General features: G+C 64.6%; 26 protein-coding genes. 12 read left to right on the forward strand and 14 right to left on the reverse strand.

Going from position 1 to position 24,791, the window contains the following annotated elements; genetic code table 11:
* The 5 genes from C100_RS43850 to C100_RS0125335 form a co-directional block, all read right to left on the reverse strand.
* Positions 1–1,095 (reverse strand): L-serine ammonia-lyase (locus C100_RS43850; protein WP_031310166.1); only part of this gene is annotated, 1,095 nt, incomplete at its 3' end.
* Between the two features lie 2 nt (positions 1,096–1,097).
* Entirely contained in the window at positions 1,098–5,291 is a 4,194-nt protein-coding gene (locus tag C100_RS43855; RefSeq protein ID WP_024021507.1) for a translocation/assembly module TamB domain-containing protein, read from the reverse strand.
* On the reverse strand, positions 5,291–7,345 hold the full coding sequence (locus C100_RS43860; protein WP_024021508.1) for an autotransporter assembly complex protein TamA: 2,055 nt from the start codon (positions 7,343–7,345) through the stop codon (positions 5,291–5,293). The genes C100_RS43855 and C100_RS43860 overlap by 1 nt, the downstream gene beginning before the upstream one ends.
* A gap of 77 nt (positions 7,346–7,422) precedes the next feature.
* Positions 7,423–7,902, reverse strand: coding sequence for a DUF1465 family protein (locus tag C100_RS43865; protein WP_024021509.1), 480 nt, complete (start codon positions 7,900–7,902; stop codon positions 7,423–7,425).
* Positions 7,903–8,018: 116 nt separating this feature from the next.
* Positions 8,019–8,216, reverse strand: coding sequence for a YdcH family protein (locus tag C100_RS0125335; protein ID WP_031310169.1), 198 nt, complete (start codon positions 8,214–8,216; stop codon positions 8,019–8,021).
* Positions 8,217–8,384: 168 nt separating this feature from the next.
* Here C100_RS0125335 and C100_RS48055 point away from each other — a divergent pair, with 168 nt between their 5' ends.
* On the forward strand, positions 8,385–8,543 hold the full coding sequence (locus C100_RS48055) for a YdcH family protein (protein WP_084625505.1): 159 nt from the start codon (positions 8,385–8,387) through the stop codon (positions 8,541–8,543).
* 142 nt (positions 8,544–8,685) lie between these two features.
* Here the strand turns inward: C100_RS48055 and C100_RS43875 are convergent, their stop codons facing one another.
* From C100_RS43875 to C100_RS43890, 5 genes are all read right to left on the reverse strand, one after another.
* Positions 8,686–9,057 carry a PilZ domain-containing protein gene (locus C100_RS43875; RefSeq protein WP_024021511.1) on the reverse strand — a complete coding sequence of 124 codons (372 nt, stop codon included), beginning with the start codon at positions 9,055–9,057 and terminating at the stop codon, positions 8,686–8,688.
* Between the two features lie 64 nt (positions 9,058–9,121).
* Positions 9,122–9,586 carry an RNA polymerase-binding protein DksA gene (gene dksA, locus C100_RS43880; RefSeq protein ID WP_024021512.1) on the reverse strand — a complete coding sequence of 155 codons (465 nt, stop codon included), beginning with the start codon at positions 9,584–9,586 and terminating at the stop codon, positions 9,122–9,124.
* Positions 9,587–10,152: 566 nt separating this feature from the next.
* Positions 10,153–10,647, reverse strand: a complete 495-nt coding sequence (locus tag C100_RS0125345; protein WP_031310170.1) for a hypothetical protein — start codon at positions 10,645–10,647, stop codon at positions 10,153–10,155.
* A 6-nt stretch (positions 10,648–10,653) separates the two neighbouring features.
* Positions 10,654–10,929: a hypothetical protein gene (locus C100_RS43885; protein WP_200866591.1), complete on the reverse strand. Its 276-nt coding sequence runs from the start codon at positions 10,927–10,929 to the stop codon at positions 10,654–10,656.
* Positions 10,930–11,018: 89 nt separating this feature from the next.
* The gene (locus C100_RS43890; RefSeq protein WP_024021514.1) at positions 11,019–11,459 is read right to left on the reverse strand and encodes a host attachment family protein; all 441 of its coding nucleotides are present in this window, start codon (positions 11,457–11,459) and stop codon (positions 11,019–11,021) included.
* A 93-nt stretch (positions 11,460–11,552) separates the two neighbouring features.
* Here C100_RS43890 and serS point away from each other — a divergent pair, with 93 nt between their 5' ends.
* From serS to rimO, 5 genes are all read left to right on the forward strand, one after another.
* Complete coding sequence (gene serS / locus C100_RS43895; RefSeq protein WP_024021515.1) at positions 11,553–12,830, forward strand: serine--tRNA ligase; 1,278 nt, start codon at positions 11,553–11,555, stop codon at positions 12,828–12,830.
* A gap of 16 nt (positions 12,831–12,846) precedes the next feature.
* Positions 12,847–13,614 (forward strand): 5'/3'-nucleotidase SurE, encoded by a 768-nt coding sequence (gene surE, locus C100_RS43900; protein WP_024021516.1) that lies wholly within the window; start codon positions 12,847–12,849, stop codon positions 13,612–13,614.
* A 111-nt stretch (positions 13,615–13,725) separates the two neighbouring features.
* Entirely contained in the window at positions 13,726–14,775 is a 1,050-nt protein-coding gene (locus C100_RS43905) for a M23 family metallopeptidase (protein WP_024021517.1), read from the forward strand.
* Positions 14,772–15,830: a potassium channel family protein gene (locus tag C100_RS43910; RefSeq protein ID WP_024021518.1), complete on the forward strand. Its 1,059-nt coding sequence runs from the start codon at positions 14,772–14,774 to the stop codon at positions 15,828–15,830. Before C100_RS43905 ends, C100_RS43910 begins: the two co-directional genes overlap by 4 nt.
* 34 nt (positions 15,831–15,864) lie before the next feature.
* The gene (gene rimO / locus C100_RS43915) at positions 15,865–17,247 is read left to right on the forward strand and encodes a 30S ribosomal protein S12 methylthiotransferase RimO (protein WP_024021519.1); all 1,383 of its coding nucleotides are present in this window, start codon (positions 15,865–15,867) and stop codon (positions 17,245–17,247) included.
* Positions 17,248–17,318: 71 nt separating this feature from the next.
* Here rimO and C100_RS43920 read toward each other — a convergent pair whose 3' ends face one another.
* Together C100_RS43920 and C100_RS43925 are read right to left on the reverse strand one after the other, a co-directional pair.
* On the reverse strand, positions 17,319–18,137 hold the full coding sequence (locus C100_RS43920; protein ID WP_024021520.1) for a DUF4163 domain-containing protein: 819 nt from the start codon (positions 18,135–18,137) through the stop codon (positions 17,319–17,321).
* Complete coding sequence (locus tag C100_RS43925) at positions 18,137–18,337, reverse strand: hypothetical protein (protein WP_024021521.1); 201 nt, start codon at positions 18,335–18,337, stop codon at positions 18,137–18,139. Before C100_RS43925 ends, C100_RS43920 begins: the two co-directional genes overlap by 1 nt.
* Before the next feature lie 141 nt (positions 18,338–18,478).
* Between C100_RS43925 and C100_RS43930 the strand changes: the two genes are divergently transcribed.
* The 4 genes from C100_RS43930 to argC are packed head-to-tail and all read left to right on the forward strand — an operon-like array spanning position 18,479 to position 22,227.
* On the forward strand, positions 18,479–19,951 hold the full coding sequence (locus C100_RS43930) for a leucyl aminopeptidase family protein (protein WP_024021522.1): 1,473 nt from the start codon (positions 18,479–18,481) through the stop codon (positions 19,949–19,951).
* 59 nt (positions 19,952–20,010) lie between these two features.
* The gene (locus C100_RS43935) at positions 20,011–20,418 is read left to right on the forward strand and encodes a MarR family transcriptional regulator (RefSeq protein ID WP_024021523.1); all 408 of its coding nucleotides are present in this window, start codon (positions 20,011–20,013) and stop codon (positions 20,416–20,418) included.
* Positions 20,378–21,286: a C40 family peptidase gene (locus tag C100_RS43940; RefSeq protein WP_024021524.1), complete on the forward strand. Its 909-nt coding sequence runs from the start codon at positions 20,378–20,380 to the stop codon at positions 21,284–21,286. The genes C100_RS43935 and C100_RS43940 overlap by 41 nt, the downstream gene beginning before the upstream one ends.
* The gene (argC, locus tag C100_RS43945; protein WP_024021525.1) at positions 21,283–22,227 is read left to right on the forward strand and encodes an N-acetyl-gamma-glutamyl-phosphate reductase; all 945 of its coding nucleotides are present in this window, start codon (positions 21,283–21,285) and stop codon (positions 22,225–22,227) included. The genes C100_RS43940 and argC overlap by 4 nt, the downstream gene beginning before the upstream one ends.
* 3 nt (positions 22,228–22,230) lie before the next feature.
* Here the strand turns inward: argC and C100_RS43950 are convergent, their stop codons facing one another.
* Complete coding sequence (locus tag C100_RS43950) at positions 22,231–22,440, reverse strand: hypothetical protein (RefSeq protein WP_031310173.1); 210 nt, start codon at positions 22,438–22,440, stop codon at positions 22,231–22,233.
* Positions 22,441–22,660: 220 nt separating this feature from the next.
* Between C100_RS43950 and C100_RS48900 the strand changes: the two genes are divergently transcribed.
* Together C100_RS48900 and C100_RS43955 are read left to right on the forward strand one after the other, a co-directional pair.
* Positions 22,661–22,834, forward strand: a complete 174-nt coding sequence (locus tag C100_RS48900) for a hypothetical protein (RefSeq protein WP_024021527.1) — start codon at positions 22,661–22,663, stop codon at positions 22,832–22,834.
* 60 nt (positions 22,835–22,894) lie between these two features.
* Complete coding sequence (locus C100_RS43955) at positions 22,895–24,220, forward strand: PQQ-dependent sugar dehydrogenase (RefSeq protein ID WP_024021528.1); 1,326 nt, start codon at positions 22,895–22,897, stop codon at positions 24,218–24,220.
* Positions 24,221–24,241: 21 nt separating this feature from the next.
* On the opposite strand, the gene C100_RS43960 is transcribed toward C100_RS43955, so the two are convergent.
* A partial coding sequence (locus tag C100_RS43960) for a DUF815 domain-containing protein (protein WP_024021529.1) occupies positions 24,242–24,791 on the reverse strand: 550 nt, incomplete at its 5' end.

A 24,791-nucleotide genomic window follows, 5' to 3' on the forward strand; every position in this document is an offset into this window, starting at 1 on the left:
GGCAAGCCCCGCCGCCGCCATCGAGCAGGCGACGCCGACTTCCCCCTGGCAACCCATTTCGGCGGCGGAGATGGAGGCGCGTTTCTTGTAGAGAAAGCCGATGGCCGCGGCGGTCAACAGAAAGCGTCGCTCGCCGTCCCGATCCGCGCCCGGCACGAAGCGACGATAATAGTGCAGCACAGCCGGGATCACCCCCGCCGCACCATTGGTCGGCGCGGTGACGACGCGCCCGCCCGCCGCATTTTCCTCATTCACCGCCAGCGCGAACAGGCTGACCCATTCGAAAATCTGCGCCGGGCCAAGCGCGTCCTGCTGGAGCCGCAGCCGTTGGTGGATGGCGCGAGCGCGACGACGCACCTTGAGGCCGCCGGGCAGCAGCCCCTCCTGCGCCAATCCCCGGTCGATCGAGGCGGACATGGCGTCGATGACACCGTCGAGAAACGCCTCTGTTTCATCCTGCGCGCGCCATGCGCCTTCATTGCGCAGCACTAGGGTCGCTATGGACAGGCCGTTCGCCTCCCCCTGCGCCAGCATCTCCGCGCCGGAGGAAAAGGGATAGGGCTGTACGACATTATGGCCAAGCGGCGTGTCGTCGCTGACGGGCACCGAGCCGGGCAACACTGCGCCGCCGCCGATGGAATAATAGTCGCGCACGAAGGGTTCTTTCCGGCCGTCGATCGAGGCCGAAAAACGCATGGCATTGCTGTGCGCCTCCAGAAATTCACCCATGCGGAACAGCAGGTCGTGCGCTTCGTCGAAGGGCACCCACTGATCCGTCGCGCTGCCGGCGCGAATTCGGCCGTCGGTGCGAATGGCGGCAAGGATGTCGGAAATGCGGTCCGGTTCCACATCTTCGGGTCGGTATCCAGAAAGGCCCAGCAGGATGGCATTGTCGGTGGCGTGGCCGCGACCGGTGAGCGCCAGCGAACCGAATAATTCGCACTGAACGCGCAACGGATGGGCGGGCAGACAGTCCATGAACATCAGCGCGGCGCGCATCGGGCCGACGGTGTGCGAACTGGAAGGCCCGATGCCGATGGTGAACAGATCCATCACGCTGATCGCCGTGCCGGCGTCGATGCAGCTTTTGGTCACGATCAATAATCCTTCGAAACGCGAACGTTGGCGCTCTGGCGGCCGAGCGTGGAAATGGCGCCCAGCAGCGACAGCCAACGCGTCACCTGATATTCGATGCGGGTGGCGGAATAGCCCTGCCCGTCGGTGATGAGCTCGACATAGGTCTTGCGCGTCAGATATTTGCCCGCCGCAATCGAGGTGCCCTGTCCCTGGGTCGGATCGGCGGCGATGATGCGCAGCCGGTCCAGCCCCGCAGCCTTGCGCACCGCATTGATCGGATCCAGGCCGCCCCCGCCCTGTAGCGAGCCGATCGCCGACGCGAGCTGGAGCGCTTCGGGCGCGGACAGGTTGGTGATGGAGGTGCCGAACAGAACGCGCGAAAGCAGTTCGTCCTGAGGCAGCGCGGGGACGCTGGTGAAGCTGATGTCGGGCTTGAGACCAGTGCCGCCGACATGGATGGTCGCGCTGAGATCGCTGACATCGGCTTCGGCGTCGATGTCGAGCGTGGGATTGACCGGCGTCTTGCCGTCGAATTGAATATGACCTTCGCGCAGGTCGAACCGACGCCCGGCAAATTCATAACCGCCACGCACCAGTTCGGCCCGTCCCGCAATCGTCGGGCTGGTGACCGTGCCGCCAATGTCCAAATTCGCGCGCCATTCGCTGTCAAGGCCAAGGCCCGTGACCATCAGCCGGTTACGCGCGCGCGCACGAACCGCCAATGCCCAGGGCACGTTGGCGCGTGGCCGCTCAAATTCATCCCCGCGGCGGTTCACCTCGACCACGCGCAGTTCGGGAATCTGCGCCACGGCGGCGGCGCGCCCCATGGTGAAACGGCTCTTGTTGAGGACCAGGTCGCCGCCGATCGTGCCGCCCGCGCCATCGGACTGCAGCGTGAGGGGGCCGGTCACGGTGGCGGCGATGTCGTCGCGCTCCAGCAAGGCGGCATCGTCGGCCTGAAGCGACAAATCCATCCCCACGCCGGCGATACCGTTGAAGGTGAAGCGGCCGGTTCCCGTTACCGACCCGCCATTTTGCGCTGTTGCGCCAAAGCTCGATATGACGAGTTGCGCACCCGAAAAACGCCCCTGCGCCTTCACATTGCGCAGGCGCATCCCCGTGACCGGGCTGTTGATCGTGGCATTGTCGGTCGCGAACCGGCCGCTGATGAGCGGATTGCCCAACGTGCCGCGCATATCGGCCGAAACGCTGACCGGCCCGCCAATATCGACGATTTCCACGCCGGTCAGGCGCCAGAGCGTGTCGGCGGTGCCGCCATAGCGAAGCTGGGCGAAGAGCGGCGCGGCGTTGAGGCGCTCCACCAGTCCGCTCCCCTGGCCCAACGGCGTCAGCAGCGCCTGGGCGCGTCCTATGGTCTGGCCGTCAGCGATGAAGACCATGCGCGTGGCAAGCCGATCAGGCGTGAGGGCGGCATTGATGCCGACATCGACCGGCCTTGAACTCAGCGACAGGCCCGAACGCGACAGGCCGCGAATGCGCATTTCCGCCTTGCCGGTGGGCAGGCCGCCGCGTGGCTGGGCATAGCTTAACGATCCGGTCGCCATGCCGCCCAGGCCCAGATTGTCATAGGCGATGTCCAGCAGCGAAAGCGGCAGCTTCTGCATCCGCGCCTCGATGTGCGTGGACTCGCTGCCCAGTTCGCCCTCCAGTTGCAGCGATCCGCCTGCATAATTGAGGGTCGCGGGCGCGAGACGCCAGCCATCGTCGGTTCGCGTCAGCAGCGCCGCACGGGTGAGGCGGATCGACCGCTTGTCGATGGTGCCGCTGGCCGACAGGCGGATACGGTCCGGCTCCACCTGCGCTTCGCCCTGAAGGTCGAACAGGCGGCCACGTTGCCCCGACAGGCTGCCACGGACCTTGCCCTTGCCGTCGACCAGTTCGGCATTGGCGGCAAAGCGGCCCAGCAACGCGCCACCTACGCGCAGCCCGCGCGCCTGTGCCGTCGCGGTGACGCTGGTGCCGGACGGGTCGAGCAGGATGGTCGCGTCCAATGTGCCCCGTCGCACCGCGATCACGGTCGGGCCGTCGAAACTCGCGTCATTGGCGACAAGTTTGAGCTGTATCTGCTGAACATCGTTTACCGGCGCGAATCCGACATAGCCTGTGACCGGGCCGGTCACGCCAAGCTGTCCGTCCAGCCCCGCGGGCAGAGGACGGATGTCGCCGCTGGCGGTGACGCCCGACACGGCGAGGTTGGCGACACGCACGACCGCCTGTCCGCCCTGCGGCAGCAGGATGACACCCCGGCCGGTAAAGGGGCCGAGGGTCGAACCGCCTTCGGCCGTATAGCTATAGCCATTGGCGTCGGGCACCAGCCGCGCCTTCACGTCGCGCAGGCCCAGCGCATCCATCGGTCGCTGGAGCAGCAGGTCGATCGTCGGCCGCTCGATCCGCCCGTCCAGCGTCAGTTGCAGCGGGCCATAGCGGTCATGCCGGCCGCTGCCTTCGAACCGCAAACTACCATCCCGGTGCCGCACACCATTGGCCGCAAGCGTCAGCAGCGGCGCATTAATCGTCAGATTGTTGAAGGCCAGTTGCCCGTCCGGCCGCAGTTCAAGACCGCTGCGCAACGTCGGCAGCCCCCCGCCGAGCGATCGGAAAAAGCTGTTGTCCAGTCGCCTTATCTGCGCGAGCGCGGCGCCGCTCAGTCCGAAGCTGCCATCATTGCGCGGCGCGGCGCGCAATTTGGACGTCAGATCGACCACGCCCAGCCCGTTCACCAGCAAATTGCTAATCTGTCCGTCCAGGCCGAAATCATAGCGTCCCGTCGCCAAATCAATCAGCATGAGCAGTTTGCCGCACATCTTGTCCGATCGCACCTGCATGGGGGTGCTGACAATCTGCTGCCCCTTGAGCTGGAGCACGCCATCCAGCGCGAAATTGCGCAGGATGCCCTCGACCAGGTCGCCCTGCCCGTCCAATCGGCGTGCGCGTAGCTTCAGGGGAATGAGCAACGGCCCGTTGCCGGCGCGCCGCCCCTTGCCCTCCGCCCGGACATCGCTGATCTGGGTCTTGTCGAAGGCGAGTTGGCGCGCTGTCAGCAGATAATCATAGCCCAGCGTGGCAAAAGGTCCATCAAGCCGCACCTTCGCCTGGACGTCGCGGCCGCGCATGGTGCGCACCAGCGCCTGCGGACGCGCCAGCGTCAGGTTCAGCAGCATATTGTCGAGCGCGTTGTTGCGCAGGTCGATCGCGCCGTCCGCCGCCAAGTCGAACGCGGCCGAACGCAGCGTCAATTCGCCGTCGATCACGCGGTCGACCATGGTCCCATTGGCGCGCACCGACAGGCGCGGATCGGCCATGCGCCGCACCAGGCCGGCCCCGGCGATGGCTGGCCCCTCGATCGTGCCGCGCGCCGAATAGGCGCCGCTGCGCGCCGCCAGCACGAAATCCGCCGCCGACGCGCCATCCAGCGTCGCGTCCAGGCGCCCGTCCCAACGGCTCCAGCTTCCCTTGCCCCCGACGCGCAGATTCATGTCCTGCTTCAGGCCGGCCATCGCCGCCAGCACGCCCTTTTTCGGCGCGTTGACGGTCACGTCCAGCTTGAAACGGTCGTCGTCCGGGCGACTGTCCAGCACGACGGTCAGGGCATCACTACCGTCGAGCGTGCGGGCGGACAGGTCTATAATCGCCCGGCCCCCGCGAATATCCGCGTCGCCCGCCACGGTCGCAGTCTGCGCGCGGCCGGTGACCCCCGGTGCGATCGCCAGCCGCCCGACCGAAAACTGCATCAGCCGGATGTCGAAGCCGGGCAGGATCGGCCCGCGCCGCTCAGTCGGGTTGAGCTTGGGCAATTTGTGCAAGGTTGCTTGCGGAATCGACAATCGGTCGATGTCGAGGCGGTTGGACAGCCAGGCGAAGGGCCACCAGTCCAGCTCCACCCTTGGCGCGTCCAGAAAGGCGCCCTTCGGATCGGAGAGGGTAAGGTCGCGCAACACCGCCTTGCGATAGATGCTGCCATCAATCGCCCCCACATGGATGCGCAGGCCCGAAGCGGATTTGATCGCCGCGATCCGGCTGGCCAGGAAACGATGGCCGCCGTCGGTATCGAGCCAGACGAGCGCGCCGACCACGATCAACAGCGCGGCGGCCAGGATGCCGGCGACCCAGCGCTGCCAGCGTCCATCCCAGGCACGGCGGGGGATTTCGCGCGCCGGCGGCACGACCACGGCAGGCAGTGTATCCTCCGCCATCAGAAGGCCTGTCCCAGCGAAACATAGACGGCGACCTTGGGATCGCCCGGCTGGGGATTGAGTGGCGTGCCGACATCGACACGGATCGGTCCGAAATTGCTGTAGTAACGCAGGCCCAACCCCGCCCCGATGCGCAAGTCGCGAAAACGCGGCAGGAAGCTGGTCGAGATATTGCCGGCGTCGACGAAGGGCACGACCCCGAAATTGCCGAAACGGATGCGGCTTTCGAGCGAGAATTCAGCCAGGCTCTTGCCGCCCACCGGATCGTCATCCTCACCATAACGCGGACCGATCGCCTGATAGCCATAGCCGCGCACCGATGCGCCGCCGCCGGCATAGAAACGGCGCGACGGCGCAATCTGGTCGACGCTCGATCCCAGGATGGTGCCGAAGCGCGCCCGCGCCGCAACCACCACCCGCTCGCCCACCGGCTGGTAGACACTGCCGTCGACCTGCACCTTGGCATAGCCGAATGTCTTGTTCTGGAAGGAGAGTTCCGGGCTGATCCGGCCGCCGAGACGAAAACCCTTGGAGGGATTGAGCAGGTCGTCGCTGCCGTCATAGGTCAGGCTGAGCGGCACCGCGCCGATCAGGAAGGTGCGGCGCGCGCCGCCGGAAAAGGCATCCGCTTCGTCAGAAGCGATCAGTTCGCCGCCAACTCGCCAGACCCAATTTTTCTGAAACAGGATATTCGTCTGACGCTCCAAGGCGCCCGCCAGGGTAATGGTGCGCGCATCATAGGCGTCTCGCCGGATATTGCTGATCGACACCAGGCCGGTCAGCACATTGTCGCGGCGATGGAAATTATTGCGGCGATAGGTGAAGGATGCGGTCTGTTCCTGCGTGCCGACGACGCCGCGCAGCGTGACGGCGCCTTCGGGCGGGAAGAAATTGCGGTGCTGCCAGCTGACTTCCGCGCGATAGCCCTCGCCCGTGCCATAACCCAATTCGCCCGCGATGGTGCGCAGCGGCGCGGGACGGGCGTTTATGTCGAGATCGACATGCTCGCCGTCGCCGGCATCCTTGGGCGTCAGCGACACTGATGAGACCAGGCCGGTCGCCACGATGGCGCGCCGCAAATCCTCCACGTCCGACGCCATGTAAATGTCGTTCGGGTCGAAACGGGCAATCTCCTGCACATGACGCGCGCTGAAGAGTCGGTCATCCGCCATCCGGATCGCGCCGAAGCGACGGAAACCGCCGGGCGTTACGATGAGGTCGAGATCGCCCTTGCGCTCTTCATGGTCGATCCGCACCGCCGGCTCATCCACCGTGGCGAAGGGGAAGCCATTTTCGGCCAAGGCGGTCGACAGATTGTCCCGTCCGGCAAGGATCGCATCGGCATCGACCGGATCATCGACTTTGGGAGGGAAAGCCGCCCGCAACCGCGCCTCCCGCTCACCTGTTTCCGCCAACCCGGTGACATCCACCGACGACAAGAGGTAGCGTGTGCCCGGAGTGACCGCGAAGGTAACTGCCAGCCGGTCGCTGCCCTGCGGCGGAGCGGCGACCATTCCGCGCACGCGCGCAGCATAATAGCCCTTGGCGCGCAGGAGCCGGTCGAGCAGGTCGCTGTCTTCCTTTATGCGTCGGTTGATCTGGGCGAGGTTGGCGGGCTTGTCCTGCCCCTGTCGCAGCACCGACAGGTCGTCGAACCGCTGTGTAAAGGTCGAATCGGCGATTCCCTCCACGCCCGAGAGCAGGACGGTGTAGCGACGCTCTTCCCCCGCATCGGCAAAGGCCGGGATCGTATCGACCGGCTCGGCGGCGGCCGGGTCGATTGTGTCCGTTGTGGCCGCCTGCTGCTCATCGGCGGCGACGGGCAGTGGCGTGACGCTGTCTGGCTGCGCCATGTCGGGCCAGTCCACGCCGATATCAGGCATCGCTTCGAGCGGCGCGTCCACGCCGGGCATTACGTCCGACGCGCTGGAATCAAGCGGCTGCGACTCCTGCGCCTGTGCCGTGAACGGCGCAAGCAGCAGCAGCGGCGCAAGGCGAAGCCGGGCGTGCGGTCGGCCTGAAGTGCGGCAGCGGGTCCGCAAACCATGGGTCATGGCGCCGGTCTAGACCAAGTTCGGGCGGCAATGCCAGTGCCGAAGATGCAGCAAAGCCGGTGAATGTCGGTCAGCGGTCAGAAAGCGGTGTTCAGCCGATCGAGCAGCGCCCTGGCCGGGCCGGCATTGCCCTCGCCCATTCCGCTGCCCATGCGGTCCAGCCGTTCTTCCAGGCGGGCGACACGATCATAAAGATCCTGGCTGCCCTCGATAAGCGCGCGCGCCTCGAACGGGAAAGTGACGGACAGTTGGGGATTGGTAAGGCTGGCGCGCCCCAGCCGATATTTTTCGTCCGCCAGTTCAGCGTCGTTAATTTCGCCCCGTTGCCATGCGCGCTGACTGAGCAGCCAGGCGATGATGTGCATCAGGCGCGTCGTCACCTTGAGCGATTCGCACGCAAAGGCGACCCGCCGCAGCGGATCGCTCGCATCCTCGTCCCCCAGCACGTCGCCGTCAAAATAGGCGCGTGCCTCGTCAGCCATCATCATGGCTTCAAGATAGAGGCCATCGACAAGACGCCGATGAAGGCCGCGATCAAGGGAGGCAGCATGGTGCATGGGTGCTGACTGACACAGAATTGCAAATTTGTCAGGGGGGTTGACCATCGCTGTGCCGAGCCATTGTCCCATTCGGGGCCGGTTAACACGCCGCCAACCAGATTTTTCACGGCCGATCAGGCGATGATGTCTGGCACCAGTTGATCTTCCAGCGCGCTGATTTCGTCCCGCAGTCGCAGCTTGCGCTTCTTGAGCCGCGCGATCTGCATCTGGTCGCTGCTGCCCGCATCGACCAGCGCAGCGATCGCACTGTCGAGATCGCGATGCTCGACCCGCAACAGCTCCAGACGGCGCATGATGTCTTCCCGGCTCATGCCCCTGCTCGCACCCCCAGCACAACGAAGTCCGACTGATAGCGGCAGAGCCGAATGCGGGCCACCGTAAATTTGCCAGCGGTCCGCCGCAAAGCCTCAATCATCGCGAGACAGCCGCGCCAAATCATGATTTACTTACAGATCCATCACCCTCGTAAGGAGAATGTTATGGAAAATAGCCACATTTCAGCTCTTTCAGCCAAGCACGCGGGACTCGAGGCACGGATCAAGGCCGAATCGAGTCGCCCCATGCCGGACGCCATCCTTGTGGCATCGCTCAAAAAGCAGAAATTGCGGTTGAAGGAAGAGATGACGGCCCAGCATTAAGGGTCATTCCATCATCCAGACAGGGCATGGACCGGGGCTTGATCGCCGGTCCATGCCCGTCGTTGCCACTCCCAATCAGAACGTCTCAGAACCGGCCCTTGAGATAAAGGGCAGTCCCTGGATGACCGGCATTGGCAATGGTTCAGCGACGCCGCCCAGGCGGCTGATGCATACGGAGAAAGTCGGGCATCTGCTGCGTCGCGCCGGAGGACACCGGCCTACGTGCAAGTTGCGGATCAATCGGTTCGTCGAAAGCGAGGCCAATCTTGCTTTCGCGAGACCAGGCGACCACGCCGCTTACCTTACCGATGCCGCGCAATTCCAATTCGATGCGCAAGCCGACCGGAACAGGGCGCTCGCAATCCGCCATCAAACCGGAGGCGGATAGGTTGCGGATACGCGCCCGACCCATCGACTCACCCTGAGGCGTGCGCAGGCTGGTCAGCAGGAACAGGCTGTCACGGGGCGATGACCGCGCCGGTCCCCGATCGGAAATGCCCTCGTCTTCGTCCATTCCAAACCCGCAAGCTAGATCCTCGTGTCGCGAAGCAGGCTAGCGGCGGCGGATGGAAAAAGGGTTAATCGTCGCGAGAGATTTTTTCCTGCCGCTCGTGCCGTTCCTGTGCTTCGACCGTCATCGTCGCGATCGGACGCGCTTCCAGGCGACCGAGTGAGATCGGCTCGCCCGTCACTTCGCAATAGCCATATTCGCCATCGTCGATCCGACGCAGCGCCGCGTCGATCTTGGAAATGAGTTTGCGTTGCCGGTCACGGGTGCGCAGTTCGATCGACCAGTCGGTTTCGCTGGACGCACGATCATTGAGATCGGGTTCGCGAAGCGGCTCGTTCTGGAGCACGGCCAATGTGCCTTCCGCCTCCGCCAGGATCTGCTTTTTCCAATCCCACAGGCGCTGCCGGAAATATTCCAGTTGCAGCGGATTCATGAATTCCTCGTCGGGCGACGGGCGATAGTCTGCGGGTAGCGTTACGGACGATTTGGGCGGCTTGACGCCGTCTTTATCGGAATTCAGCACCGATGCCATCTGGCTCTCCGACTCGTTGGCCCCGGCGCTTGAAGTTCCGGGGCGCCCATGACTTTTCATTGAGGGCGCCTCATAGCCATGGGCGCGGGGCGACACAAGCGGGCATTCAATGGGTTGCGGCCTCTTTTCGTCCGATTGCGACCAGCGCAGCCGCGCCCGTAGAGCCGCGACTCCACAGCACCGGTTCGCCGGCATCCGTTCGCCGCCGCCGCCTAAACTTGTTCACAGCCACCGGCAGGATCGTTTCATAGTGGGACGTTAACCATATTTCCTGAGCAAAGCGCCGGATTTCTCTCGACTTGCGCGCGTAATTGAGGGTTAACGACGTTGCAGTTAACCTTTTCTTCTGCCTTCTTACACATAGACAGTTCCCGCCTGTTCGGTGCAGGGACAGGGGTAACAATACAAGAGTGGATTCCTATGTCGGTTCGGATGGCCCTGGCTAAACTTTGCGCCTGCACTTGCGGCGGAGCGATCATTGGCGGCGGCGCCGTCCATGTCGCCGAGAGCGCGCGGCCGGCAGTGGTTCATAGCAACAAGAGCGCCAAGGCGGCGCCTAAGAAGCGCTACGCTGTCCGCACGGTCAAGCGCAAGGTCGTAAAGACGGTGACGGCCTGCGCGCCGCAGACGGTGACGGTGACCAGCCAATCGGCGCCCATCCCCTTGCCCGCGCCGATGCCCCCTGCCGAAATGCCGATGATGTCGGGCGGCGGTGGCGCGGTTCCGATCGTGATGGGCGGCGGCGGCGGTTTTGGCGGCGGCGGCTTTATCGGCGGGTTCTTTGGCGGCGGCGGAAGCGGCGGCGGTTCGGTCGTCATCTCCTCCACCAGCAGTTCGACCGGCGGCATCAGCAGCTCGACCAGTTCCACCACGGGCGGCGTATCGACATCGACGGGCGGCGTATCCACATCAACTGGCGGCGTCTCGACATCAACAGGGGGCGTGTCGACCTCGTCGGGCGTCAGCAGCAGTTCGTCCTCCTCCAGTTCCAGTTCGTCGTCCTCGTCCTCCAGTTCGTCCTCGAGCAGTTCGGGCGGATCGAGCGGCGGAAAGCCCGGCAAGCCGGATCATCCCGGTTCGACCGGCGGGTCGTCGGGCAGCAGTTCGTCCTCTTCCTCCAGCTCGTCGTCGGGCAGCTCTTCCTCGGGCGGATCGTCGAGCTTCGGGAGCACAGGCAGTTCTTCTTCCTCCAGCAGTTCCTCCTCGAGCAGTTCTTCGTCGAGCAGTTCGAGTGGCGGATCGAGCAGCACGGGCGGAACGGACGTTCCCGCCCCGCCGATGGTCCTTCTGTTCGGCGCGGCTGCCGTGGCGCTGATCGCCCGCCGCCGCTTTGCCGATCGCAAGGCGCAGGCAGCGGCAGCGGGCTGATTTCCTCCACGCGAGGGGCCAAGGGGGGCGGTTCCGGGGGGCCGCCCTTTTTTGCGTCCGCCGTTCAGCTTGCGGCGATCAGCTTCTCGATTTCCGGCACGGGATGATTGGTCAGGTCTTTCGCGATCTCGCCCACCAGCCGGTCCTGCACCTCCTTGTGCAGATGCTTACGCATCTCGCCCAGCGCCGTCGGCGGCGCGACGATGATCAACTTGTCATAATCATGCGCCATGGTGCGATGCTTGAGCAGCTCGGCCGCCTCCGCTGCGAAACGCGCTTCTTCCAGCTCATGAAAGTCGACCTCCTCCATGGCGCTGCGATGGCTGCCGACCGAGTTTAAGGCCCGCCCCGGCGCATCGGAGGCCTGGTCGCGATCCGCGGGGTTGTCCTGCTCCCTGACCGTCTCCGCCTCCAGGTTCGGATAGGCGGCGTCACCCTTGTTGCGGAAGAAGAGCAGCTTGCGCCCATCCGCCACCAGGACCATCGCACCATGATCGATCTGCATCGCCTGTCTCCTTTGTTTTTCGATGACACACGACCAACGGATGACGGCGCGCAGGGTTGCGCGGCCGGTCGCGCGACGGCATAGGGCTACCCCATGCACGACATACGCTCTATCCGTGAAAACCCTGCCGCTTTCGATGCCGCTCTCGCCCGCCGGGGCCTGGCTCCGCTGTCCGCCGACATCGTGGCGATCGATGAGAAAAGCCGTGCGATCAAGACCGAGTGGCAGCAAGCCCAGGCCCGCCGCAACGAAGCGAGCAAGGCGATCGGCCAGGCGATGGCGGCCAAGGACATGGATAAGGCCGATGCGCTGAAGGCGGAGGTCGCGACGCTCAAGGAGCGGATGCCCGCGCTGGAAGCGGAAGAGCGTGAGATTGGCGAGGCGCTGACCGCAATGCTGGCCGCGATCCCCAACCTGCCGGCCGACGAGGTTCCCGCGGGCGCGGACGAAGCCGACAATGTGGAACTGAGCCGGTGGGGCACGCCCCGCCAATTCGACTTCGCACCGCAGGACCATGCCGATTTCGGCCCGGCGCTGGGCCTGGATTTCGAAGGCGGCGCGGCGCTCTCCGGCGCGCGTTTCACTGCCTTGCGCGGGCAGATGGCCCGGCTGCATCGCGCGCTGGCGCAATATATGCTGGATACGCAGACGGCGACCAACGGCTATGAGGAAACCAATCCGCCGCTATTGGTCCGGGACGAAGCGCTGTTCGGCACGGGGCAGCTCCCGAAATTCGCGGAGGATCTGTTCAGGACCACCGATGGCCGCTGGTTGATCCCGACCGCCGAGGTTTCGCTGACCAATCTGGTGCGCGAACAGATCGTGCCGGAGGACAGCCTGCCGCTGCGCCTGACTGCGCTGACGCCCTGTTTCCGATCCGAAGCCGGGTCCGCCGGGCGCGACACGCGCGGCTTCATCCGCCAGCACCAGTTCGAGAAGGTCGAGCTGGTCGCCATCTGCAAGCCCGAGGAGTCGGAGGCAGAGCATGAGCGCATGGTGGCCGCAGCCGAGGGCATTCTCCAGGCGCTGAACCTCCCCTATCGCAAGATGCTGCTATGCACGGGCGACATGGGCTTTGGCGCGCGCAAGACCTATGATCTGGAAGTATGGCTGCCAAGCCAGCAAAGCTATCGCGAGATCAGTTCGGTTTCCAACTGCGGCGACTTTCAGGCGCGGCGGATGAATGCACGCACCAAGCCGGAAGGCGCCAAGCAGACGATGTTCCTGCACACGCTGAACGGATCGGGCCTGGCCGTGGGCCGGACTTTGGTCGCGGTGCTGGAAAATTATCAGCAGGCCGATGGCAGCGTCATCATACCGGACGTTCTCACGCCTTATATGGGCGGCGTGACGAAACTGGAGCCTAAATAAACGGAGGTTGAGACTGTTGCGCATCCTGCTCACCAATGATGATGGCGTTCATGCCCCCGGCCTTAAAGTGCTGGAGGAGATCGCCCGCCGCTTTTCCGACGACATCTGGATCGTGGCGCCCAGCGAGGAGCAATCGGGCGCCGGCCACAGCCTGACGCTCACCCGCCCCCTTCGCGTCCGCGAGCATGGCGAGCGGCATTACAGCGTCACCGGCACGCCGACCGATGCGGTGATGATGGCCGTCGGGCATCTGATGAAGGACTGCAAACCCGACCTCATCCTCTCGGGGGTCAATAGCGGCGCCAACCTGGCCGAAGACGTGACCTATTCCGGGACAGTGTCGGCCGCGATGGAAGGGGCGATTTCGGGCATCAAGTCGATCGCGCTCAGCCAGGTCTATCCGCGGTCGGGCATGGGCGATGCCGTCCCCTTCGCGACCGCGACCGCCTGGGGCGAGAGGGTTCTGCGCCCGTTGATCGCCATGCCGGCCAGCCCGCGCATGTTGTTCAACATCAACTTTCCGGCGATAGACCCCGTAGCGGTCAAGGGCATCAAGGTGGTGCGGCAGGGATTTCACGATGTCGATCGCACCGACATCATCGAAGGCACCGATCCGCGCGGCTTTCGCTATTTCTGGTTCGGTCTGGGCACGAGTCAATCGGTGCCCGAAGGAACGGACCTGGCCGCCATCGCAGACGGCTATGTGACGGTGACCCCGCTTCATTATGACCTGACGCAGGACAGCGCGATGGCATCGACTACGGCCCTCTTCGCCGATCAATAGACGAAAGCCGCTCCGTTGGAGATGCTGAAATCGGGATGCGGGGCCGACTTCTGGACGGACAGCCATGGTTAAGGGCTGGCAAGGCGGGCGCGATGCGATACACAGCGAGCAATGCCACGCTCGTTTCGCCTTGTTTCCTATCTGCTCGGCCCCCTGATGCTCGCCGGCTGCATTCCGCAGCAGGCCGAGCGATATCCCGCGCCCGGTCCGACACCACCGCCGCGCATGGATGCCGATGCCACGACGGTAAAGCTCGCCGAACCCGAGCCGGTGTGGACCGCGCAGCAGGTGGTGGCGAATGCACGGACGGTGCCTTCATCCACCTATGTCGTCCAACCGGGCGACACACTGCGCGGCATCGGCAACCGCACCGGCGCGGGATCGGAGATGATCGCGCGCGTCAACGGACTGTCCCCGCCCTATATGCTGCGGGTCGGCCAGACGCTCAGCATCCCCGGCGGCCGCTATCATCTGGTCGCCGAAGGAGAGACGGGCATTGCCATTGCGGCGGCCTATGGCGTTCCCTGGCGACAGATTGTCGATACGAACGGCCTGGAGGAGCCCTATATGCTGCGGCGTGGCCAGCGCCTGCTGCTGCCCGGTGACACGCCGGTCATCGCGCCATCGCTGGAGCGGCGCGCGGCGGCCTTTCGCATCGACATTGACGATGTGCTGACCGGCGGCCAGCCAGCCACGCGCGAAAATGCGCCGGTGGCGATCGCATCCACCCGGCCGACGCCGCTGCCCGCCAACAAGCCCATCGTCCAGCCCGGAACCTTCGGCGGCAGCTTCGCCTGGCCGGTCAAGGGGACCATCCTCTCCCGCTTCGGTCCGGGTCAAAGCGGATCGAAGAATAATGGCATTGATATTGCCGCGCCCGTCGGCACGCCGATCCACGCGGCCGCCGATGGCGTCGTCGCCTATGCCGGCGATCAGGTCGCGGTCTTCGGCGGGCTGGTGCTGATCAACCATGGCAGCGGCTGGGTCAGCGCCTATGGCCATGCCAGCCGGGTCGATGTGGTGCGCGGCCAGAAGATCGCGAAGGGACAGGTGATCGGCCTGACCGGCGACACCGGCTATGCCAGCAAGCCGAAATTGCATTTCGAACTGCGCAAGGACCGCGCGCCGGTGAACCCGGTCGACCGGTTGCCACCGGCATGAGGATCGACAAAGCCCGCCCCAACCCCACGCCCGCCGGTTTCCTGCGGCGGCGATCCTCCTTGCCGATGTGGATGGACCTGGCCTGGCGGGTGCTGCTGCTCTTCAGCCTGATCGCGCTGGTGCTGTTGCTCCACTGGATCGGGCGCGACGGGTTGAAGGACAATGTCGACGACCAGATCAGCTTTATCGATGTCCTCTATTTCACCACCGTCACCGTAACCACGGTAGGCTATGGCGACATCGTGCCGGTCACGCCCGAAGCGCGGCTGTTCGAAGCGTTGTTCGTGACGCCGATCCGCCTGTTCGTCTGGCTGATCTTCCTTGGCACCGCCTATAATCTCTTCCTCCGCAACATCCTCTATAGGTGGCGCATGGCACGCATCCAGGCCGATCTACACAATCACATCATCGTCACGGGCTTTGGCACCAGCGGGCAGGAGGCAGTGCATGAACTGCTCGCCCGCGGCACCGACGCGCGCGAGATCGTCGTCATCGACGGCAGCGAGAAAGCGCTGGAACTGGCGGAGGCGCAGGGGTGCAACATATTGTGCGGCGATTCGACCCGCGACCGGACGTTGAAAGACGTGGCGATCCACCGCGCGCGCAGCATGATCGTGTCTGCCGGCCGCGACGACACATCCATCCTCATCACCCTGACCGCCCGGCACCTGGCCCCGCGCCTGCCGATCAGCATCGTGGTGCGGAATGAGGATAATGAACTGCCCGCGCGGCAGGCGGGAGCGACCACCGTGATCAATCCTGTGAGCTTTGCCGGGCTGCTGCTGGCGGGCAGCACCGGCGGCCAGCATATCGCCGATTATATGGCGGACCTCGCCGCGTCGGGCGGACGGGTCAAGCTGAACGAGCGCGCCGTTTTGCCGGAGGAGATTGGCGCGCCCCTCTCCGCTATCCGCACGGGACTGGGCGTCCGCATCTATCGCAACGACCGGCCGATCGGCTTTTGGGAGGAGGATGCGAGGCGGCTTCAGACCGGCGACATGATCATCGAAATCGCCGAAGGCGACGGATATGGGAACGCTTTGCCACCCATCTGATTCGTTCCCCGTGACATTGGGCGCAAAAATCCCTATGTGCGCGCGGATCATGGCAACCAAAATCCCCGAACCGCCGAAAGTCGGCATGGTGTCGCTCGGCTGTCCCAAGGCTCTTGTGGACAGCGAACGCATCCTTACGAAGCTGCGCTCCGACGGCTATCAGATGTCCGCCGACTATGCCGGCGCCGACGTCGTGCTGGTCAATACCTGTGGTTTTCTCGATTCGGCCAAGGAAGAATCGCTGGAAGCCATTGGCGAGGCGATCGCGGAAAATGGCCGCGTCATCGTGACAGGTTGCATGGGCAATGAGGCGGACCTCATCCGGGCGAAATTTCCGCAGGTGCTGGCCGTCACCGGCGCGCATCAATATGAGCAGGTGGTCAATGCGGTGCATGACGCTTCGCCGCCCGTGCCCAACGCCTTTGTGGACCTGGTGCCCGAAGGCGGGCTGAAACTCACCCCGCGCCATTATAGCTATCTGAAGATCAGCGAGGGCTGCAATCATCGTTGCTCCTTCTGCATCATTCCCTCCATCCGGGGCGACCTGGTCAGCCGCCGGATCGACGCGGTGCTGCGCGAGGCGGAAAAGCTGGTTTCCGCAGGGACGAAGGAACTGCTGGTCATCAGCCAGGACACGTCGGCCTATGGCGTGGACACCCGGCATGAACCGCGCATGTGGAAGGGGCAGGAAGTCCGGGCGCACATGACCGACCTTGCCCGCGAATTGGGGCAGTTGCGCACGGCCGAAGGGCGCGCGCCATGGGTGCGGCTGCACTATGTCTATCCCTATCCGCATGTCGATCACGTCATCCCGCTGATGGCGCAAGGGCTGTTGACGCCCTATCTCGACATTCCCTTCCAACATGCCGCGCCGTCGGTGCTCAAGGCGATGAAGCGCCCGGCGAACGAAGCGAAGGTGCTGGACCGCATCCGCAAGTGGCGCGACATCTGCCCCGACATCGCCATTCGCTCCAGCTTCGTCGTCGGTTTCCCCGGCGAAACCGAGGCGGATTTCCGATATCTGCTCGACTGGCTGGACGAAGCGCAACTCGACCGCGTCGGCGCTTTCCGTTTCGAACCAGTCGAAGGCGCAGCAGCGAACGACCTGCCGGGTGCAGTGCCCGAGGAGGTCAAGGAAGAACGCTACCAGCGCATCATGGAAAAGACCGCCGCGATCAGCGCCGCCAAGCTCGCCGCAAAGGTCGGCCGCGTCCTGCCGGTCATCCTCGACGAAGTGGGCGAGCCGGACGAGGAAGATGGCAGCATCGGCGCAACCGCGCGCAGCCAGGCGGATGCACCGGAAATTGACGGCAATGTGTTCCTGCGCGACGTCGGCGCGGGACGGAAGGCGGGCGATATGTTCGACGTACTGATCGAAGATGCCGACGAGCATGATCTCTACGGCGTGCCTGCATGACCAGGCCATCGTTCGTCATCCGCGTCAAAGCTGGATGACGAACGATAGCGGCAGGCTGTCGCTACAGGGAGTCACGGCTTCACAAAAGCGTCCTGATATTCTGTCTTGACCGCTTCGCGCATGGCCGCGTCCACCGGCAATGCGACTTCATAGCTTCCCTCCGCATAGGGGCCGGCGCTGTAGGGGCCGATCACCACCGTCATGGTGTCGATCAGCTTGCCATTCTTTGATGTCGGCACCAGCAATTGCTCCATCGGATCGATGCATTTGGTGAAGTCATCATCTCCGCGCACGACGGGCTCGCCCCGTTTTTCCGCACGCTGCTTGTCCAGTTCAGCGCAAAAGCGCTCGCCGATCGCCGCGGCGAAGGCGGCGGGCGTCGTCATCAACGCCTTGACGCTCGTTTCGCGTTTACGCGCCTTGTCCCACAGGACGACGTCATAGCCGGTCATGCCATGGGCGCCGCCGGTATAGACATAGGTTTGCGATTGCAGCGACAGGAAACGGGGCGTGTCGGCCGCGACTTCCCATTTCGTCTCCAGACTATGCGGCCGAAATGGATAGCCCGCGCGTTTTGCCGACGCGCTGTCCTCCTTGGCCATTGCGAGCGCGCCGGTCCTGGACGATTTCATGTCTTTTTCGAATTTCTGCACCAATGCGGGAATTGCCGCCGCCTGCGCCGGATAGGCGTAGGAAAATTCGAGAAATTCGCCCTTGTCCGTTTCCTCGAACGGCTTGGCGGGGGATGAAGGCGGCGGCGTGCCGGCCATGCGGTCGACAAAGCGAGACGCCGCTTCATTAGCGGCGCTGTTGCCCGCACCCTGTTCCTGCGACGGTGAACAGGCCGCAAGCAGCAGCGCGCTCGTCGCGATCAGCCCCCCGCCCCGCATCAATGCGCGCGCGCCGCGCGGCAGCGCTCGCCAATCGCCTTGCGCGCATAGTCGCTTTCGAGCGCGCGGCCAGCATTGGACCAGCCCTCGGCGATCAGCGCCTGCTGCACCGCATTGCCATTGTCGAAACGTCCGCTTTCAGCCAGCGCATAGGCGCGGGCGCGCGCCGCCTGAAGGCTGCGATCATCTCCATATATCATCGTCCATCTCCTTGTTTCTTCTGCCTGAGACTTTAGGCTCATCGCTTTCGCGAGGCAAAGGAAGAAAGGGCCGACCGTGCCGCCCGAGCGACGGGAAATTGCCTCTTCCCCTGGTCCGGGGCTTTCCCCTACACCGGCGGCATGATCGAATTTTCCGACCTGCTCAAAACAGATAACCAGCAACCCGCCCGTCCGATCCAACTCGTCGATGTCAGCGGATATGAAGCCTGGCTGGCGCACCAGCCTGCCCGTACGCGCGCCATCCTGGCGGCGCAGAAATTCAGGGCAAAACCAGGCGAGCAGGCGATCCTTCCGGGCGATCAGGCCGATGACTGGTCGGTTGTCGCAGGTGTCGCCGACGCGGAGACACTGGGTTCCTGGTGCCTGGCCCGGTTGGCAGAGACCCTGCCGGAAGGTCATTATCGGCTGACCGGAGGTTCGCCCGGCGCCGCCGCGCTCGGCTGGCTCCTGGCGCACCATCGCTTCGACCGCTATCGGCAGGACGATGAACCGACCGGCGCGCGCGTCCTGCTGACCGGCGGAGTCGCGCAGATCGAACCGACGGTGCAACTGGCGCGCGCCACGGCGCTGGTGCGGGACATGGTGAACACGCCGGCCGCCGACATGGGGCCACCCGATATGGAAGCGGCCGTTGAAAAGGTCGCGCAATCCTCCGGCGCGGTCGTCACCACGACCCGCGGCGATGCGCTGGAGCAGGGCTTCCCCATGATCCATGCGGTCGGCAAGGCCGCCGACAAAAGCTTCGCGCCCCGCCTGATCGAGCTAAAATGGGGCGACCCCGCTCATCCGCGCGTCGCGCTGGTGGGCAAGGGCATCTGCTTCGATAGCGGCGGGCTGGACATAAAGCCGTCCGCAGGTATGCGCCTGATGAAGAAGGATATGGGCGGCGCGGCCCATACGCTGGGTCTTGCCCAACTTGTCATGGCGGCGCGCCTGCCGGGGCGACTGCACCCGCTGGGCGGCGCGGCCCATACGCTGGGTCTTGCCCAACTTGTCATGGCGGCGCGCCTGCCGGTGCGACTGCACCTGCTGATTGCAGCGGCCGAAAATGCGATTGGCGGCAACGCCTTTCGTCCCGGCGACGTCCTGCGCAGCCGCAAGGGGGTGACGGTGGAGATCGGCAACACCGATGCGGAGGGCCGGCTGGTGCTGGGCGACGCTCTCACCCGCGCGGGCGAGGAGCGACCCGAACTGGTGATCGACTTTGCGACGCTGACCGGCGCGGCCCGAGTCGCCGTCGGACCGGATTTGCCGGCGCTGTTCTGCAACGACGAGGCACTAGCCGCCGACGCGATTGCAGCGGGTATCGACACCGACGATCCCGTCTGGCGGTTGCCGCTGTGGGATGCCTATGCCGATATGCTGAAATCGGATGTCGCGGACATCAACAATGCTGGCGAAGGCGGCTTTGCCGGCGCGATCACCGCCGCCCTGTTTCTCAAGCGCTTTGCGCCGGAGGACTGCCCCTGGATTCACCTCGACACGTTCGCCTGGCGCCCTTCGACCAAGCCTGGCCGACCCAAGGGCGGCGAAGCGTTGGGGATGCGCGCGATGTTCCAATTGTTGCAACGGCGATACGGCAAGACAGGATAGCCGCGTTACAAAGCCTTATCCGTTACGCAACCGGATTGGCCATCGCGCGTTGAGCCGACATGAACGCCCACGCCGCCAAAGAATCATCCGCCGAGATCGACCGTCCGGGCCTCCCCTCGCTGCGCCAGTGGATGGCGACGTTGGTGGACTATGTGCGTTCGGGCAAACCCGATCTCACCAATCGCCAGATGGCGCTGATGATGACCGTCTACATCAGCGCCGGACCGCATACCGTGCGGGGCCTCGCCGAAGCGTTGCATGTGTCGAAACCGGTCATCACCCGCGCGCTGAACAAGCTTTCGGCGCTCGGCTATCTGCGCCGCGAGCGCGATGTGGCGGACCGCCGCAATATTTTTATCACCCGGACGCCAAAAGGGGCGGAATTTCTTGACGCGTTTCACCATTTCATCGCAGGAACCGCGCGCGATGGAAGGATTGAATACCCTGCAACGGAACGCACCGCCTGAAAGAACCCGGTTCAACCTGCTTGGCCGTTCGGTCGCGCTTGACCGCCGTGTCCATGCGGCGCGCGGCGACCTGGCCGACTTGGCGTTGGCGGGCACGCTTTTTTCGGCCCATTATGCGCGCGCCGTTCCGCTGACCTGTGTCGCGGCCGGCGCGCCGATCCTGTCCGCCGCGTCGCCCATGGCCGAAGCGGTCAGCGAATTGCTGCGGGGCGAGCGCTTCCATGCTCTTGACGTGACGACAGACTGGGCCTGGGGCTTTTGCGGCCATGACGGCTATGTCGGCTATATTCGGCGCGACGCGCTGGATGTCGAGGAACAGCCAACCCATCGCGTCACGGCCCGGACCGCTCCCCTGTTCAGCGCGACCGACATCAAATCGCCGATCGCCGACTACTGGCCGCAGGGCGCGCTCTTTACAGGCGAGACGCAAGGTGATTTCCTGGCCTGCGCCGAAGGCTTCATCCACCAGCGTCATGCCGCGTCAATGGCAGAGCGCGAACCGGACTGGGTGGCGGTGGCCGAACGCCATCTGGGGCAGCCCTATGTCTGGGGCGGGCGTGGCTACCGCGGCATCGACTGTTCCGGCCTGGTGCAGGTAGCGCTGGGCCAGGGCGGCATCGCCGTTCCGCGCGACACCGATCTGCAATGCGAAGGCATCGGCACACCGATCGACAGTGAGGCGCGGTTGCGCCGGGGCGACCTCATCTTCTTTACCGGCCATGTCGGCATCATGGCCGACGGCAAGACATTGCTGCACGCCAATGCGCACTGGATGGCGGTGGTCAAGGAACCCTTGGCCGACGTGGTGGCGCGCCTGGCGGTCGATCATCCCAATCCCATCATCGCGCGGCGGAGGATCGGCGCATGAGCACCCGGATTTTCATCGACGGCGGCCATGGCACGACCGGCATCGAAATCGGCGACCGGTTGGCCGGGCGCCCCGAACTTTCGCTGATCGCGCTGGACGAGAAGGATCGCAAGGATGCCGGCGCGCGGCGCGACGCGCTCAATGCCGCCGACATCGTCATCCTGTGCCTGCCCGACGACGCGGCGCGCGAAGCGGTATCGCTGATCGACAATGACTGGACGAGGGTGATCGACGCTTCCACGGCGCATCGTGTCGCCGACGGCTGGACCTATGGCTTTCCGGAACTGGAACCTGGACATCGCGAAGCCCTGGCCAACAGCCGCTTCGTCGCAAATCCGGGTTGCTGGCCGACCGGTTTCCTTGCACTGGTGCGGCCGTTGGTGCTGGCGGGGCTGTTGCCCGCCGACTGGCCGGTGACGGTGTCGGGCGCCTCGGGCTATTCGGGCGGCGGCAAGGCGATGATCGCCGAATATGAGGGCGAAGGCAGCGCGCCGAGCGCTTTCCGTCCCTATGGCCTGAGCCTCGCGCACAAACATGTCCCCGAAATGACCCGCTATTCGGGCCTCACCCATCCGCCGCTATTCGCGCCGGCGGTGGCGAACGCCTATCGCGGCATGATTGTCGAGGTGCCGATGCAACTGCGCGCCATGCCCGGCGCGCCATCGTTCGCCGATGTCCATGCAGCGCTGGCCAGCGCTTATGAAGGCTCGCCCATCGTCAGCGTCGCCTCGCTTGAAGAATGCGCGACAATCACGCAGTTGCCGCTGGAACAGGTGGGCGCAACCGACCGCCTCTCCCTGTTCCTGTTCGGCAATGCCGACGGCGGCCAGGCGCGGCTGGTTGCCGCGCTGGATAATCTGGGCAAGGGCGCTGCCGGGGCGGCGGTCCAGAATCTCAACATACTGGCCGGACTGCCGGAAACCGCAGGCCTGCGACTCTAGCTTTTAGTGAACCGTGCCCAGCGGCTGATCATAAGTCAGCAGCACGATCAGCCGCTCAATCTGTCGCCAGTGGCAGAAATGGATATGATTGCCCCGGTCGAGACTTTGGTCGGCGCGCGCTGCCGCTTCATAGCCGGCATTGTCGCCGAACAGGCTGATCAATTCGGCCGCATCCTCATAGCTCCTGCGATCCGCAAGATATGGCAACTGCATCATAACCCCCGACGTCGGCGACCCTTGTTCTTGATCAATATGGCTTCAATGATCATGCCAGTTCGCGGCTTCAGCCAGACGGGCCGCACAGCAAGGTGAACGACCGGTTAGGCAAGTCCTATAGCGGGACAATCGTCCCATTTCGGGACGATGCGTCCCAAAACAGGGCGGGCCTGCAAGCGTCTGGCGCTCGGCGCCAGGGCATGGCAAGGACAGGTTCATGAGTAAAGGCAGGCAAAATCCGACCGGTGCAGGCGCCATCATCGCGTTGCTGATCATCCTGGGCGCAATCGGCGGCGGGATATTTGGGCAACCCAGCATCGGCCTGCTCGCGGGCCTGGCGCTTGGCATCCTGATCGCGCTGCTCCTCTATCTGCGCGAACGAGGCAAATAAGCCTGCAACGGCTCGCCAACCGCCTTGCCCGGCGGCGCGACGCCGCATAGATGTGGGCGCATGAACAAGCATGTCATCGTCCTGCCCCTGGTCGCCCTTGCCCTGGCGGGCGGCGCCTTCCTCTACCTTGCCCAGGGCGATACCGCCCGCCTGCCGGCCGGCGCCGACACAGGCCGCGAGCCGGTCTTTACCAGCCCGCGCAGCGAAATGCTGCCGACGGTCAATATCGCCGAGGTAAAGTCATGGAAGGCTGGCGAAAAACCTGTGGCGGCACAGGGCCTGACGGTGAATCGCTTCGCCGAGGGGCTGGCGCATCCGCGTTCGCTGCTGCGCCTGCCCAATGGCGACATATTGGTGGCGGAAACCAACAGCCCGCCCCGCCCCAAGGACGGCATCGTCCAGCGCGTCATGAACTATCTGATGGCCAAGGCGGGCGCGGGCGTTCCTTCTGCAAACCGCATCACCTTGCTGCGTGACGTCGATGGTGACGGCCATGCCGAAACCAAGACCGCGTTCCTGACCGGGCTCCACTCACCCTATGGCATGGCGTTGATCGGCGACACGCTCTATGTCGCCAATACCGACGCGCTGATGGCCTTTCCCTACAAGGATGGCGAGACGAAGATCACTGCGCCGGGTCGCAAGATCATCGACCTGCCTGCACAGGCGCCCAATATGCACTGGACAAGAAGCCTGGCCGCCTCCCCGGAGGGGTTGCTCTATGTCGGTGTGGGATCGAACAGCAATATCGGCGAAAATGGCCTGGAATCGGAGCGTAACCGCGCCGCCGTGATCGAGGTCAATCCCAAGAACGGCTATAAGCGCATCTTCGCCTCCGGCCTGCGCAACCCGGTGGGGCTGGCGTTTGAACCGAAAAGCGGCGCATTGTGGGGCGTCGTCAACGAACGCGACATGCTGGGCGCCGATCTGGTGCCCGACTATCTGACCCGGGTCGAATTCGGCGCCTTCTATGGCTGGCCCTGGAATTATTGGGGCGGTTATGAGGATCGCCGCGTCCAGCCGCAACGCCCCGAAATCCGCGAATATACCAAGCGCCCCGATTATGCGCTGGGCAACCATGTGGCGCCTTTGGGCCTGACCTTCGCCGATCAGGTGCAACTGGGATCGCGCTATAGCGACGGCGCGTTCGTTGGCCTGCATGGCAGTTGGAACCGCAAGCCGGCAGCGGGCTACAAGGTGGTGTTCGTGGGGTTCGATGATGGCGAAGCAGGTAAGGCCAAGCCAATTGATGTGCTGACGGGCTTTCTGGACAAGGCCGGCGCCGCCCATGGACGGCCGGTCGACGTGACGGCTGATGCGAAGGGCGCACTGCTGGTCAGCGACGATGTCGGTGGCATCGTGTGGCGCGTAACCAAGGCGAACTAAAGGCCCCGCGAAACGGGGCTGTCAGAGCGCCAACCCGTTTCGTCCCGCCAGCTCGACCACATATTGCCAGGCGACCCGACCCGACCGGCTGCCGCGCTGGGTCGCCCACTGGATCGCCTCCAGTCGATCAAATGCAAGGCCCAGCTTCGCCGCATAGCCGCCGACGATCGCGACATAGGCATCCTGGTCGATCGCATGGAAGCCAAGGCTGAGGCCGAAACGGTCCGACAGAGCCATCTTGTCGTCCACCACGTCGCGCGGATTGACGGGATCATCCTGCTCCGACATGTGGCGCGGCACGATATGGCGACGGTTCGACGTCACATAGAGGCGGACATTGGCGGGCCGCGCCGCCGTTCCCCCCTGCAACAACGACCGTAACGCACGAGCGTCGCCCGTGCCCTGTTCGTCAAAGCCAAGGTCGTCCAGGAACAGGACGAACGGCCGCGTCGTGCCGCGCAGCAGCGAAAACAGCGCCGGCAGGCTGGCCAGTTCGTCGATCGCGCATTGCATCAGGGCGATGTCCTGCCCTTCCCCCTGCAACTTGCCTACGACAGCCGCCACCACCGCC

It is taken from the genome of Sphingobium sp. C100 (assembly GCF_000508185.1).
In the GTDB taxonomy this organism is placed as follows: domain Bacteria; phylum Pseudomonadota; class Alphaproteobacteria; order Sphingomonadales; family Sphingomonadaceae; genus Sphingobium.